The following is a 13,064-nucleotide window of genomic DNA, read 5'->3' as shown; positions in this document are numbered from 1 at the left end:
CTACCTGCATGCGCCGCCTTCTGCCCAGCCTGCTCCTTCTTTCCGTCACGCTGACTGCATACTCGCAGAAGCCGAAGCCCGAGCCTGTCCTGATGCTTTCGGACATTCACTTCGATCCCTTCCAGAACCCGACACTCGTTCCAAAGCTTGTCGCCGCGAAGGTGGAAGACTGGCCCTCAATCCTCGCCACGCCCACGACGCCCATGGATGAGCAGGCCTACGAACAACTGCAGTCCACCTGCAACGCGCGCGGCTCCGACACAAGCTATACGTTGCTCAGCAGTTCGCTCGCCGCCGAACAGAAGCAGCTACCTGCACCACTGTTTATCACCGTCTCCGGCGACCTGATGGCCCATCAGTTTGACTGCCGCTATAAAGCTCTCGTCCCCAAGGGCTCGGAGCGTGACTACTCCGATTTTGCAGCGAAGACTGTAGCATTCGTCGCGCAGCAACTGCATGTCAGCTTTCCCAAGACCCCTATCTATCTCTCCTTGGGCAATAATGACTCAGGATGCAAGGATTATCGCGAAGACTCCAGCAGCAGTTACCTCTCCAAGGATGGCAAGACCTTCGCGGCCGTTGCGCTCGACAAAGCCAACTCCGCGAGCATCTCTGCTGAGTTCTCCACCTACGGCGACTACAGTGTGAAGCTTCCCGCACCGTTCAAAAACACGCTCTTGCTGGTGATGCAGGATATCTTCGAGGCGAAGAAGTACGTCGCCTGCGATGGAAGGTCCGCTCCAGAGGCAGGTGCGGCTCAAACTGCCTGGCTGCGCCGGCAGCTCGACGAAGCCCGCTCTAAACATCAGCGCATCTGGATTATGGCGCACATCCCTCCGGGTATCGACGCCTACTCCACTTTCACGAAGAAGCAGTCTGCAGGCGCCTGCCCCTACACCGATCCCGCACTCTTTCTCAACTCCGAGCTCTTTGCCGATACGCTTGCGGATTACGCGGATGTGATCTCCCTCGTTCTGCTGGGGCATACCCACATGGACGAGATGAAGCTCTACACGGCGAGGTCAGGCACAGGTGGGGCACCCGGTAAGCTCGTTCCGTCGATCTCGCCAGTCAATGGGAATCATCCGGCGTTTACGATCGGCTCGGTCGATCCGGCGAAAGCCGTGTTGCTCGACTACACGGTGTATGTGGCGACCAACCTTACCGGCATCGCAAGCAAGTGGTCACCCGAATACACTTACTCCACCACCTACAAGCAGCCGGACTATTCTGCAGCGTCGCTTAAGGCCATCATGGATGGCTTCCTCGCCGACCGCACCAGCCAGAGCCCGCAGACGCAGGCTTATGAGAGCTTCTACTTCCCCAGCGGCAACGCCGGTGGCCTGAACCTGCGGGCGGCGGCGCTGGGCATCGTATGGCCTGCGTATGCGTGCTCGCTGACGAACGATACGACGAAGAGCTTTGTCGAATGCTCCTGCCCCACGAAGTAAGGCCCGCTATCTATGCCTTTACTTCGAGGAGCGCCGCTTCAAGAAGGTTACGGCCACCCTCAAGCACCGGACCGTGCCCAGGAGCGAGGCGGGCGATCGCAATGAGAGGCGGATCGCTAATCAGACGCTGGATGACGGCCACGGACGTGGGTCTATCCCACGTCGCGAATTTGGGTAGCGGGAAAAACCAGGGGCCGTAGCCGGGAACGTGTGGCTTGCCGCCGACCGTGACCATCGCATCGCCGGTGTACAGAGTGCCGTCGCGCTCGTCGAGGAAGCTCATGTGGCCGGGTGTGTGGCCTTCGGTGGCGAGGCAGCGCAGCGATCCGAACAGCTCCTGTGCGGAGATCAGATGCGTTGCTGGCGTGTTTGCGCCGGGGTAGCCGCCTTTGAGCTTGCAGGGCGGTTCGCCGGGTAACGGATTGAGGTTCTGCTTCGGCGGCTTGGGCAGCATCAGCGATTCGCGGTCTCCGATGGCGACCTGCACACCCGGGAGTTTGGTGGCTAGTTCGTCGAGGGCGCCGATGTGGTCCACATGTGCGTGGGTGAGAAGTATGCGGCGAATGGGAGCGTCCAGGCTGCGGGCCGCAGCGAGAATCTGGTCGCCGGAGCCACCGATCGTGGTGTCGATCAGGGTGAAGCCATCGCTTTCGCGTACGAGATAGCAGTTCATCAGGCCGAAGCGTGTGAGCTGCATGCCGTGCTGCGATATGGGTTTGATCTTCATTGGCGACTCTCCCAAAACTGATTTGCTTTTGGATGCGGCGCAGGCGGCTGGGGACGCTCAGACTACAATCGGAATATGCACATGGTGGCCAAACCGAGTGGCGGGATGCAGCGAATCCTCAAATTTTCGCTGTTGCTGACGGCGCTGTATATCGCTGCAACGCTGTTCTTCGGCCTGCGCGCGCACTCGCTCGCGCTGATCTCTGAGGCGGGACACAATGTGTCGGACTTCGCGGCTCTGGGGCTGAGCTTTGTGGCGGTCTGGCTGCAGACGCGGCCGGCCACCGACACGCGCACATTTGGGTATCAGCGCGCGGGCGTTCTGGCAGGGTTTGTGAATGCACTGAGCCTGATGGTGCTGGCAGCGTGGATTTTGATTGCAGCGATCGGACGGTTCTTCCATCCGGTGACGGTGGAACCGCACCTGATGATGATCGTTGCGGCGGCAGGCGTGCTGATGAACGGAGCGATTGCCGCGCTGCTCTATAAGTTCTCCGGCGATGTAAACATACGGAGCGTGTTCCTGCACATGCTGGGCGATACGATTTCGACCGCGGCCGTGATCGTGGGCGGGTTCCTGATTCAGCTGACCCACCTGCAGTGGATCGATCCGGTGCTGTCCGTGATCATCTCGGGCATGATCCTGCTGAGCAGCTGGGGCATCGTGAAGGAGACGCTGCATATTCTGCTGGAAGGTACGCCGAAGTCGCTGGACCTGGGTGAGATTCGCGCGGCGATGCAGTCGATCGAAGGCGTGGTGAATGTGCATGACCTGCACATCTGGAGCTTGACTTCGCAGAGCCACGCGCTCGCATGTCACGTCCAGGTGATCGAGATGCAGCTGGCGGACAGCGAGACGGTGCTGGAGCGGCTGAACCACGAGCTGCGCGATCACCACGGCATTCATCACACGACGATCCAGATCGAAGTCACGGACTGTCCGACGGTCGACGGTTGCAGCTCGCCGCCGGTGCCGGATGTGATCGACGGGCACTCGCACCATCATCATGGGGCGGGCGGCCACTCGCACAGCCACGCCCACTAAAGATGTCTTATACTTTCGCGAGCAACCCCAGCGCCACAGGAAATCCTTCCAGCCGTCGGTTCAAGGAGAAGCCTTGCTCAAGAAAATAGTTCCGCTCGCGCTCGCCATAGGTGTAGCCACACCCGCCCTCGCAAAAACGCACAAGTTCAACTATTCCCAGCCGTGCAATGTTTTGTGGCCTGCGGTCAAGGACACGCTTCGCAACTCCGGCAAGTACGGCATCATCGGAATTTCGAACGAAGAACTGACAGCGTCCTATAACATTGGCGGCTTCCTCACCGGAAAGCGCATCAATTCGCTGGTGCTGAATACAATTCCTACCGGATGCGAGCTTCAGGTCCAAACCTCATACAGTGGCCTCGTGAATGACGATGTAGACGCATTAAAAAAGCGTGTCGATGAATCGCTGACGAAGCTTGGCTCCGCTGCCCAGCCGCCTGCGAAACCCGTTGAATCACCGCAACCGTAGATAGGGCAGCAATCTGGTGAATAAGCAAGGAGGCTGGATCTGGATAACACTGGCAGCTGCACTAGGTGTAATCGCAAAAGCCCGCCGATATGGCGGGCTTTTGCGTTTGTAGTGATGAGACCTGTGTCAGTTCGGTAAAGCACTTCCTCCGCCTGCGGGTCAGGATGACAAGGTTGAAAGAAGTTTTTAGACGAGGGTGGCGTCGAGAGTGATCTCTGCGGCTTTGAGAACCTTCGAAACCGGACAGCCTGCCTTGGCGGCAGCAGCGATCTCGTCGAACTTGGCCTTGTCGATGCCGGGAACCTCAGACTTGTTGATGAGGTGGATCTTGGTGATGGTCGGGCCGCCTTCCGCTGCAGGGTTCAGCGTGACGATAGCGGTGGTTTCGACGGAGATGGCGACGTGACCCGCTTCGGCGAGCGCGTTGGCGAAGGCCATGGAGTAGCAGCCGGAGTGCGCGGCTGCAATGAGCTCTTCGGGGTTCGTACCCACGCCCTCTTCGAAGCGGCTCTTGAAGCTGTACTGCGTTTCGTTGAGAGTGGTGCTCTGCGTAGTGATGCTGCCCTTGCCGGCCTTGAGGTCGCCGTTCCAGATGGCTGTTGCTTTGCGGTCCATGTATTTCTCCTTGCTGAGTGAGATGCGACTGACGAGAGGTGAGATGCGAAGGTCGCCGAGTAGCGATCGACCTTCTGGATTTTAGACCTAGCTGGCGTGCAGGTAGATGAATCGGCCCAGGAAAAGCAGCGCCAGCAAATACAGCATCCAGTGTTCGCGGCGCCCCTTGCCGGTGGCGAGCTCAAGAATCGCGAAGCTGATGAGGCCGAAGCTGAGGCCCGTCGCAATGGAGTAGGTGAGCGGGATGGTGATGAGGGTGAGAAAGCTGGGGATGGCGATGGTGGGCTCGTCCCAGTTGATGCGCGCGGCCCCGGCGACCATGAGCGCGCCGACGAGGATGAGCGCGGGCGCGGTAGCGAAGTCTGGGATCGCTCCGACGACGGGCGCGACAAAGATGGCAATGAAGAAGAGGATGCCGGTGGTGATGGCTGTGACGCCGGTGCGGCCTCCGGCGGCGACGCCTGCGGAAGACTCGATATAGCTGGTGACCGTGCTGGTACCGGCGAGCGAGCCGATGACCGTGGAGGTGGCGTCGGCGAAGAAGATCTTGTCGAGGCGCGGGATGGTGTGATCCTCCGCGATCAGCCCGGCGCGCTCGGTCACGGCCACCAGCGTTCCGATGTTGTCGAAGAGGTCGACGAAGAGGAAGACGAAGATGATCTCAAGGGCGTTCATCTTGAGTGCGCCGCGGATGTCGAGATGGAAGGCGGTGTCGCGAATCGCCATGGGATTGAAGGTGCTGGGCTGGTACTTTACCTGATGCAACGCGATGCCTAGCGCGAGGGTGGCGAGGACTCCGATGAGCATGGAGGCCTTGACGCGATAGGCCTGCAGGATGGCGATGAGCACGATACCGAAGATGGCGAGCAGCACGGCGGGAGAGTGCATGTTGCCGAGCGTGACGACCGTCGCTGCGCTGGGTACGATAATGCCTGCATTGTGCAGGCCGATGAAGGCGATGAAGAGGCCGATGCCTCCGGCAACGGAGGCGTGCAGCTGATGCGGAATCGCGCCGACGAGGCGCTGACGGATGCCTCCGAAGGTGAGCAGCAGAAAGATAACTCCGGACAGAAAGACAGCGCCGAGGGCGGTCTGCCAGCTGACGCCCATGCCCTTGACGACGGTGTACGTGAAGTAGGCGTTGAGGCCCATGCCAGGAGCGAGGGCGAGCGGGTAGTTCGCGATGACGCCCATAAGAATGCTGCCAAGGGCTGCACAGAGGCACGTGGAGGTGGTGACCGCCGCGAGGGGCATCCCGGTCTGCGAGAGAATGGCCGGATTCACGAAGATAATGTAGGCCATCGTGATGAAGGTGGTGAGGCCTGCGAGGATTTCGGTGCGCCAGGTGGCCTGGTGCTCTGCGAACTTGAAGTAGGTTTCGAGACGAGTGCGCATAGCGGGCGGTAGGTCCTCGCGGCAGAGAGTGGTTGTTGCGAACAGTTTCGTAAAGAATAGCGTAGAGGAGTGCTATGGCCGAGATGACAGCTAACGAGGTGAAGACACTACTGGGGTTGCAGCCGCATCCGCAAGAGGGCGGTTGGTATGTGCGGACGTGGGAGTCGGCCGAGTTTCTAGCGGCGGAGGCGTTTGGTGGCGGGAATTCCGCGTCCAAGAATCGGGACATGGGGCACCCAGAGCGTTCGCGTTATGACGGACCTCGTCGGACGTCGACAGCGATCTATTACCTGCTGGAGCCGCATACCTTCAGCGAGATGCACCTGCTGCAGAGCGACGAAATCTTCCATCACTATCTAGGGGATGCGGTGGAGTTGCTGCAGCTGTTCGAGGACGGCTCCACACAGGTGACGTTGATAGGCAAGGACATTGCCGCCGGACAGAAGCTGCAGCATGTGGTGCCGCGCGGAGTGTGGCAGGGTTCGCGATTGCTCGAAGGCGAGTGGGCTCTATTGGGGTGTACGGTGAGTCCGGGGTTTGAGTTCGTGGACTATCAGGATGCGACGGCGGAGGAGCTGATCGCGAAGTGGCCGCATGAGTCGGAACGGATTCGAGCCTTGACGAAGAAGATCTAGTCGACGCCGATATCTTCGTTCCACAGCGCCGGGTGGTCGGCGATGAAGGTGCGCATCATGTCGATGCAGGCGGGATCGGCGAGGTCGATGATGTTGATGCCGAGTTCACGGAGCCAATGCTCGCCGCCGGAAAAGTTCTGGCTCTCGCCGACGACCACAGTCTGAAAGCCGAACTGCTTAATAAGGCCGGAGCAATACCAGCAGGGCGCGAGCGTAGTCACCATGATGAGATCGCGGTAGCTCTTCTGGCGGCCGGCGTTGCGGAAGGCGTCGGTTTCACCGTGGATGCTAGGGTCGGACTGTTGCACGCGGCGGTTGTGGCCGCGGCTGATGAGCGTGCCGTCCGTATGGAAGATCGCGGCGCCGATGGGGAGTCCGCCCTCGGCTAGGCCTGCGTGGGCTTCTTCGAGTGCGACAAGGAGCATGGCGGAGTAATCAGGAGCAAAAGGGGTCGACATCTTGGTTCAAGCATACAAGCGAGCGAGTCAGCGGCAAGGTTGGTCGGGTAGAATGCATTCGAGCCTGAAACCGATTTCAACGGAGATTGTGCGCAATGATGTTTTCTGACGTGGTGAAGAGCCGTCTTTCCTTAGGTCTGTGTGTGGCGGCGGTTCTCTGTGCCGGCAGTGCTGCTCAGTCTGTGCATCCGATTACGCTGACAGATCCGGATGCTCTTGCAGCTTCCACTGCGTCCACCAAGCCCGCGCACGTCGCAAAGACGCCTAAGCCCATCACGCTTGCAGAGCCAGTGGCCGCTGCACCTTCGACCAAGGCTGCGACGGTACATGTGGCGAAGACACCCCGACCCATTGTTCTCGATGGTCAACACTTAGAGACACAGCGGGTTACACCTCTGCTCAAAGGGACACGCGCGATTCAGCTTGGTGGCGGTGCTGTGGGCACAGCTACGTTGACCATCGATGCCCAGGATGCTGGCAAGCCGGTGAGTTCGATGCTCTATGGCCTTATGACCGAGGAGATCAACCACTCATATGACGGTGGTCTCTACGCCCAGCTGTTGAGCAACCACACCTTCCGCAATAACTGGGCGGGCGTGGAGGGCTGGGGACTGATCCGCAATGGCGATGCGAAGGCCGAGGCCAAGATAGACAAGGAAGCAGGGCCGAGTAAGGCGCTGCCGACGAGCTTGAAGCTGAAGATCGACGAGGCTTCGGAGGGCAACGAGGCGGGGCTGAGCAATGTCGGCTACTGGGGAATTCCAGTGCGTTCGCATACCCGATACGAGGGAGGCTTTTATGCGAAGGCGGAGGGTCTCGACGTTCTAACGGCGAAGCTGGTAAGCGACGCGACAGGTGCAGTCCTGGCTTCAACCCAGGTCACGCTGTATGGCGGCGACTGGCAAAAATACAAGTACTCGCTCGAAACCGGATCGGTGGGCGCGACGAGCGATAAGAACCATCTTGAACTGACGATGGCAAAGCCGGGAACGTTCTGGATTCAGCTGGCGACGCTCTTTCCGCCGACGTTCAACAATCGCGAGAATGGTCTGCGTGTCGATTTGATGGAGAAGATGGCAGCGATGCATCCGCACTTCGTGCGCCTGCCCGGCGGCAACTACCTTGAAGGCGATGAGATGAAGGATTGGTACAACTTCAAGGAGACGATCGGACCGCTGGTCGACCGCCCCGGCCATCAGGCTCCCTGGACTTACTGGTCGACCGACGGCATGGGTCTTCTGGAGTTTCTGGAGTGGACCGAAGACCTGAAGGTAGAACCGGTGCTTGCGGTCTATGCCGGCTATGCGCTGAAGCATGACTACGCAAAGCCGGGAAAAGATCTGGAGCCGTATGTGCAGGCGGCGCTCGATGAAGTGGAGTACGTCACCGGCGACGTGAGCACGAAGTGGGGCGCCGAGCGTGCGAAGGACGGGCATCCCGCACCGTTCCCGCTCCATTACATCGAGATCGGTAATGAAGATGAGTTCGACAAGAGCGGCAGTTACGATGCTCGGTTTGCGCAGTTTGCAGAGGCGCTGCGAAAGAAGTATCCGCAGTACAAGCTGATTGCGACGACCCCGGTGAAGGAAGCCGCAGGCAAAGAACCGGACGTCATCGACGACCACTATTACAAGAGCCCGGCGGACATGTTCGACCTGGTACACCACTACGATGCAGCGCCGCGCACAGGACCGAAGGTATTCGTCGGTGAGTGGGCCACGCGGTCAGGTTCGCCGACTCCGAACATGGGCGACGCGTTGGGCGATGCTGCCTGGATGACAAGCATGGAGCGCAACAGCGACCTGATCGTGATGGCGAGCTATGCTCCGCTGCTGGTGAATGTGAACCCCGGCGGCATGCAGTGGTCGACCGACCTGATCGGCTATGACGCGGTAAAGAGCTATGGTTCGCCGAGCTACTGGGCGCAGGTGATGTTCGGCGGCAAGATCGGCGACAGCACTCCGCACAGCGAAATCACGGGCGCGCAGGAACGGTTCTTCTATTCGGTCACAAAGGGCAACGGCAAGCTATACGTGAAGCTGGTGAACGCTTCGAACCTGCCGCAGCCGCTATCCGTTGAACTGAAGGGGCTGAGCGCGGGAGCGCATGTGGCGAAGGTCACCTCGCTGCATGCAGGTAGCTTCCAGGCGACCAACTCGATCACCGAACCCGAGGTGATTCATCCGGTGGAATCGGTACGCAGCTTTGCGGGAAGCATGTTGAAGCAGACGCTCGCACCGTACACGATCGAGGTCGTCGAGGTAGCGGTGAAGTAAGGCGCGTGAAAAGTCGCGAAGTACCTGTCCCATCAGGTTCTTCGCGACTTCTGAGTTCACCTCTATGAAGGTTGTCATCTCGATCGCAGCGCGGCGGAGGGGAGAGCCCTGCCCTGGAATTCGCGCGGGTCCGGATGGCAAGATCGATAGGGTAACTCGGGTGCTACTCCTCCAGCGGCTTCACGATCATGTTTGCCAGGAACTCCTCGCGTTCGAGGAACGGGAACAGGTCCTCCAGCGGCTTCGATACGAAGCTTCCATCCGGTTTCTGATAGCTGGAAAGCCGCGGCGCGCGTACCTCGTCCGGCAGCACGTTCGTGTCGCACAGCACGGGGCCCTTCATCGCCAGAACCTTGCGGACCTCGTCGCGCAGGTTCGTCTGGTCTTCGATGACGTACGTGCTCAGGCCGAAGCTCGCGCCTACTTTGGACAGGTTTGGAATCGTGATGCCGGTGTTTTTGTCTGCTCCGATCGTCGGCGCTCCAAAGTACGCCGTCTGCGAGGCACGAATCGAGGAGTAGCCGTCGTTGTTCAGCACGAAGAACTTGATCGGCAGTTGTAGTCGATGAATCGTTTCCATCTCCTGGATGTTGAACATGAAGCCCCCATCGCCATCGACGGCGATCACCTCGCGGCCGGGGTTGGCGATCGCGACGGCAATGGCCATCGGCACCGCATAGCCCATGGAGCCGAGCCCCGCCGTGTGGTACAGCCGCTGCGAGTGCAGTGTCGGTACCGCGAGCAGATAGATCTCAATAGCCGAGCCGGAACTGCCGACGACGAGACGGTCTTCCTTGCTGACCTCGGTCCCCAGCACCTCGGCCAGGTTGAAGATCGACACGCGGCCTTCGGGCTTGCGGTGCTCGTCGGTGACCACCGGATAGCGCGTCTTCCAATCGGCACAGCGCGCCAGCCAGGGAGCGAAGCCGCGCGGCTTCAGCTTGTCCTTGTGCTTCAGCAGCTCGGTAAGGAACGCCTTCGCGTCGGCGCAGACGGGCTGCTGCATGTGCGGCGCGAGCTTGCCCAGCTCCGCTGCATCGATATCGACGACCACCTTATGTGCCTCGCGCGCAAGGTTGTGCGGCGCATACCCGGTGATTGCCATGTCCAGGCGCACGCCGACGGAGAGCAGGTAGTCGCAGTTCTGCAGCGCAAAGTTGGCTCCGCGCGCGGCGACCGTGCCGGGGCGGCCTACGAAAGTCGGATCGTCTGAAGGCACGAGGTCCGCAGCACACCACGTCGCCACGGTCGGTACGCCGAGCAGGGTGCGCAGCTCTTCAAACTCCTTCTCCGCGTGCGCCAACCGGATGCCGTTACCGGCGAAGAGTAAGGGGCGCTCGCAGGCGTTGAAGGCTTCGATGGCACGTGCGACCTCGTCGGGAACGTGGGAGCTGCCGAAGAGGCTGACATCGCCGGCAAACTCTGCCGGGTCGAAGCCGCGCAGCTGCGTCTCGTCAATGGGCGAGGCCTGCACATCGAGCGGCACATCGATCCAGACCGGGCCGGGGCGACCGTGCAGCGCGAGATAGACGGCCTTTTCCAGTTGGTAGCGAATGTCGTTAGGCTCGAGGATCGTGACAGCGTACTTGGTGATCGGCTTCACAATGGAGACAATGTCGACCTCCTGCACGCCGAGCTGCCTCATGCCGAGCGGCTTGCCGGTCGCGGCATCGAACATGCGGTCCGGTCGCTTCACCTGTCCGGAGATAAAGAGTGTCGGCGTGGAGTCGAGCCAGGCGCCGGCCACGCCGGTGACAGCATTCGTGCCGCCCGGGCCGGTGGTCACCAGGCAGACGCCCAGGCCATTGGTGGCCTTGGCGTAGCTTTCAGCGCAGATCGCCGAGGCTTGCTCATGCGAGTTGCAGATGGCCGTCAGCCGCTTTTCTGCGGCCAGCGAAGCGTTCAGGTGCATGGCACCGCCGCCGGTTACGAGGAAGACATGCTGCACGCCAAGGTCGGCTACGAACTGGAAGATGTAATCGGACAACTTCATATCGCTCTATCGTAAACACTCGTGCGAAAGAATGGGTTGCAGGAGGCAACAGGCGTTATGGAACCCGCCGCAATCCCCATCTCATGAATCCTGCATAAATTCAGCGGATTGAAACATGTCATCACTAGCATCGGCAGTATGAGACTTAGCTTCGTGGTCCCCGCCTACAACGAAGAAGCCTACCTTCCGGCCTGTCTGGAATCGATCCTCGACCAGACCCGTGCCCTCCCTGCCGGAACCACTGAGATCATCGTCGTCAACAACGCCAGCAACGACCGCACCCGAGAGGTCGCGCTGAGCTACCCCGGTGTCACCGTTGTCGACGAACCGCGCAAGGGACTCACCTTCGCCCGTCAGGCAGGCTTCGCCGCCAGCAGCGGCGACCTCATCGCCAACGTCGACTCCGACTCGCGCCTTACGCCCGGTTGGGTTGAACAGGTGCTCGCCACCTTCAGCAGCCACGCAGAGAAAGCGAAGCTCGACCCTGCGAAACAATCCCTCGCAGCGCTCTCCGGTCCGGTGCTCTATTACGACCTCAACGCGCGTCAGCGGCTCTTCGTGCACGCCTTCTACCTCATCGGCTGGGCCACCTACGCCATGAACCGATACGTGCTGCGTGTCGGCTCCATGGTGCAAGGCGGCAACTTTGTCACCAGCCGCAGCGCGCTCGCGGAGATCGGCGGCTTCAACACCGATATCAGCTTCTATGGCGAGGACACTGACATCGCCCGGCGCCTCAACGCCGTCGGCGAGGTCCGCTTTACCTTCGATCTGAAGATGTTCTCCTCCGCGCGCCGCTTAAAGAACGAAGGCATGCTGACCATGGCCGCGCGCTACTCCATCAACTATCTCTGGACGACCTTCTTCAAGCGCCCCTTCACCAACACGTACGTGGACATCCGCGAACAGCCCGAAGGCTGATCCCGCTGGTCCGAACCGGGGATTGGTGGGCGATAAGCATCCTGCACGGAAGACTCGGCCTCACCCGCAGACTCTGTTCCGGCTAGACTGACTGCGTGGAGGTCGTTGTGGCTGCGCCCTTTCTCTCGAATCGGATGCTTCTCGCGTCGGCGCTGCTGGCTGCAGGTTTGCCTGCGTTTGCAGCTCCACCCGTCGTGCCGCAGAGTCCGCGAGAGCTTGTCGCCGCGATGATTCGTAACGAAAATGAGGCGGCCGCACGGCATGACCGCTACGAATATCTCTCGAATGAGCGGTCCGATCGCACTGGCGGACATCTGTGGACCGAGCGTGTCGTGGAAACCGCTCCAGGCCGCGTGCGACTGCTGCTGGCTGTCGATGGCCGCACGCTCACCCCGGAGGAGATGCAGAAAGAGCACAGCCGCCTGCAGACGGTCCACGACCACCCGGAGACCTTCGTAAAGCATGAGCTGAACGCGCGCACCGAAGAGAAGCGCATCCGCCAGGTGATGGACGTTCTGCCGCACGATTACCTGTTTGAGGATGTCGTGCTCGACAACGGTCAGTGGAAGATGAACTTCCGGCCAGATCCCAGCTATACGCCGGGGCATCTCGAGGAGAAGGTGCTGCACAACATGGCCGGACGGCTGGTAATCGACGCAAAGGACTTGCGGCTGGTCCACATGGATTTTCACCTCGTCCAGGATGTCAGTATCGGCTTCGGTCTGCTGGCGGACATCCACATGGGCAGCAGCTTCATCACCGACCGGCAGCAAACCGATGGACGCTGGCACACCATGCACGTGGCGACGGTGGTGCGGGCGAAGGCGATGCTCTTCAAGTCAGTGGATCTGAACCTCGATCTATACCGCTCGGAGTTCCAACCGCTGGACCGCGAACTCTCCGTTCCCGAGGCTGCAGAACTGCTGTTGCGCAATCCAGGCACCCTTCCAGTTGCGTCTAAATAGCAGCGGTCTTTTGTGGCGACACCTTCATCCAGCCATAAGAATCGTCTTCTAGACTCGAATCAGCTTTTCTGCGTCTCATAGAAGTGTTCCACTGGAGATTTCTCATTCAAACCCT

The 13,064-nt window shown here is 60.3% G+C and carries 12 protein-coding genes; 7 read left to right on the top strand and 5 right to left on the bottom strand.

The window, feature by feature from the left end:
• Nucleotides 1-8 precede the first annotated feature (8 nt).
• A complete protein-coding gene (locus tag OHL14_RS17685; RefSeq protein WP_263380705.1) occupies nt 9-1,451 on the top strand; it encodes a metallophosphoesterase in 1,443 nt (480 codons plus the stop codon).
• Between the two features lie 10 nt (nt 1,452-1,461).
• On the opposite strand, the gene OHL14_RS17680 is transcribed toward OHL14_RS17685, so the two are convergent.
• The gene (locus OHL14_RS17680; protein ID WP_263380704.1) at nt 1,462-2,178 is read right to left on the bottom strand and encodes an MBL fold metallo-hydrolase; all 717 of its coding nucleotides are present in this window, start codon (nt 2,176-2,178) and stop codon (nt 1,462-1,464) included.
• Between the two features lie 81 nt (nt 2,179-2,259).
• Between OHL14_RS17680 and OHL14_RS17675 the strand changes: the two genes are divergently transcribed.
• Both OHL14_RS17675 and OHL14_RS17670 read left to right on the top strand, forming a co-directional pair.
• Nucleotides 2,260-3,222 carry a cation diffusion facilitator family transporter gene (locus OHL14_RS17675; protein WP_317890430.1) on the top strand — a complete coding sequence of 321 codons (963 nt, stop codon included), beginning with the start codon at nt 2,260-2,262 and terminating at the stop codon, nt 3,220-3,222.
• A 73-nt stretch (nt 3,223-3,295) separates the two neighbouring features.
• Nucleotides 3,296-3,691, top strand: coding sequence for a hypothetical protein (locus OHL14_RS17670; RefSeq protein WP_263380702.1), 396 nt, complete (start codon nt 3,296-3,298; stop codon nt 3,689-3,691).
• A gap of 186 nt (nt 3,692-3,877) precedes the next feature.
• On the opposite strand, the gene OHL14_RS17665 is transcribed toward OHL14_RS17670, so the two are convergent.
• Both OHL14_RS17665 and OHL14_RS17660 read right to left on the bottom strand, forming a co-directional pair.
• The gene (locus OHL14_RS17665) at nt 3,878-4,306 is read right to left on the bottom strand and encodes an OsmC family protein (protein ID WP_263380701.1); all 429 of its coding nucleotides are present in this window, start codon (nt 4,304-4,306) and stop codon (nt 3,878-3,880) included.
• A gap of 87 nt (nt 4,307-4,393) precedes the next feature.
• Nucleotides 4,394-5,701, bottom strand: coding sequence for an NCS2 family permease (locus OHL14_RS17660; protein ID WP_263380700.1), 1,308 nt, complete (start codon nt 5,699-5,701; stop codon nt 4,394-4,396).
• 74 nt (nt 5,702-5,775) lie between these two features.
• Here OHL14_RS17660 and OHL14_RS17655 point away from each other — a divergent pair, with 74 nt between their 5' ends.
• Nucleotides 5,776-6,336 (top strand): cupin domain-containing protein, encoded by a 561-nt coding sequence (locus OHL14_RS17655; RefSeq protein WP_263380699.1) that lies wholly within the window; start codon nt 5,776-5,778, stop codon nt 6,334-6,336.
• On the opposite strand, the gene OHL14_RS17650 is transcribed toward OHL14_RS17655, so the two are convergent.
• Entirely contained in the window at nt 6,333-6,794 is a 462-nt protein-coding gene (locus tag OHL14_RS17650) for a nucleoside deaminase (protein ID WP_263380698.1), read from the bottom strand. The two genes, OHL14_RS17655 and OHL14_RS17650, sit on opposite strands and share 4 nt — an antisense overlap.
• A gap of 95 nt (nt 6,795-6,889) precedes the next feature.
• On the opposite strand from OHL14_RS17650, the gene OHL14_RS17645 reads away from it, so the two are divergent.
• Nucleotides 6,890-9,070: an alpha-L-arabinofuranosidase A gene (locus OHL14_RS17645; RefSeq protein ID WP_263380697.1), complete on the top strand. Its 2,181-nt coding sequence runs from the start codon at nt 6,890-6,892 to the stop codon at nt 9,068-9,070.
• Nucleotides 9,071-9,233: 163 nt separating this feature from the next.
• On the opposite strand, the gene OHL14_RS17640 is transcribed toward OHL14_RS17645, so the two are convergent.
• Complete coding sequence (locus OHL14_RS17640) at nt 9,234-11,063, bottom strand: thiamine pyrophosphate-binding protein (RefSeq protein WP_263380696.1); 1,830 nt, start codon at nt 11,061-11,063, stop codon at nt 9,234-9,236.
• A 138-nt stretch (nt 11,064-11,201) separates the two neighbouring features.
• On the opposite strand from OHL14_RS17640, the gene OHL14_RS17635 reads away from it, so the two are divergent.
• Together OHL14_RS17635 and OHL14_RS17630 are read left to right on the top strand one after the other, a co-directional pair.
• Nucleotides 11,202-11,984: a glycosyltransferase family 2 protein gene (locus OHL14_RS17635; RefSeq protein ID WP_263380695.1), complete on the top strand. Its 783-nt coding sequence runs from the start codon at nt 11,202-11,204 to the stop codon at nt 11,982-11,984.
• 107 nt (nt 11,985-12,091) lie between these two features.
• A complete protein-coding gene (locus OHL14_RS17630; protein ID WP_263380694.1) occupies nt 12,092-12,949 on the top strand; it encodes a hypothetical protein in 858 nt (285 codons plus the stop codon).
• Nucleotides 12,950-13,064: the final 115 nt, after the last annotated feature.

The sequence above is a fragment of the Granulicella paludicola genome, assembly GCF_025685545.1.
Taxonomy (GTDB): Bacteria; Acidobacteriota; Terriglobia; order Terriglobales; family Acidobacteriaceae; genus Granulicella; species Granulicella paludicola.
This window is presented reverse-complemented; position numbering and strand designations above follow the sequence as displayed.

What these genes read in the sequence shown, in the direction of transcription:
- OHL14_RS17675 (WP_317890430.1), top strand. Translation starts at nt 2,260, where the DNA reads ATGGTGGCCAAACCGAGTGGCGGGATGCAGCGAATCCTCAAATTTTCG.
- OHL14_RS17655 (WP_263380699.1), top strand. Translation starts at nt 5,776, where the DNA reads ATGGCCGAGATGACAGCTAACGAGGTGAAGACACTACTGGGGTTGCAG.
- OHL14_RS17665 (WP_263380701.1), bottom strand. Translation starts at nt 4,306, where the DNA reads ATGGACCGCAAAGCAACAGCCATCTGGAACGGCGACCTCAAGGCCGGC.
- OHL14_RS17635 (WP_263380695.1), top strand. Translation starts at nt 11,202, where the DNA reads ATGAGACTTAGCTTCGTGGTCCCCGCCTACAACGAAGAAGCCTACCTT.
- OHL14_RS17660 (WP_263380700.1), bottom strand. Translation starts at nt 5,701, where the DNA reads ATGCGCACTCGTCTCGAAACCTACTTCAAGTTCGCAGAGCACCAGGCC.
- OHL14_RS17685 (WP_263380705.1), top strand. Translation starts at nt 9, where the DNA reads ATGCGCCGCCTTCTGCCCAGCCTGCTCCTTCTTTCCGTCACGCTGACT.
- OHL14_RS17650 (WP_263380698.1), bottom strand. Translation starts at nt 6,794, where the DNA reads ATGTCGACCCCTTTTGCTCCTGATTACTCCGCCATGCTCCTTGTCGCA.
- OHL14_RS17645 (WP_263380697.1), top strand. Translation starts at nt 6,890, where the DNA reads ATGATGTTTTCTGACGTGGTGAAGAGCCGTCTTTCCTTAGGTCTGTGT.
- OHL14_RS17680 (WP_263380704.1), bottom strand. Translation starts at nt 2,178, where the DNA reads ATGAAGATCAAACCCATATCGCAGCACGGCATGCAGCTCACACGCTTC.
- OHL14_RS17640 (WP_263380696.1), bottom strand. Translation starts at nt 11,063, where the DNA reads ATGAAGTTGTCCGATTACATCTTCCAGTTCGTAGCCGACCTTGGCGTG.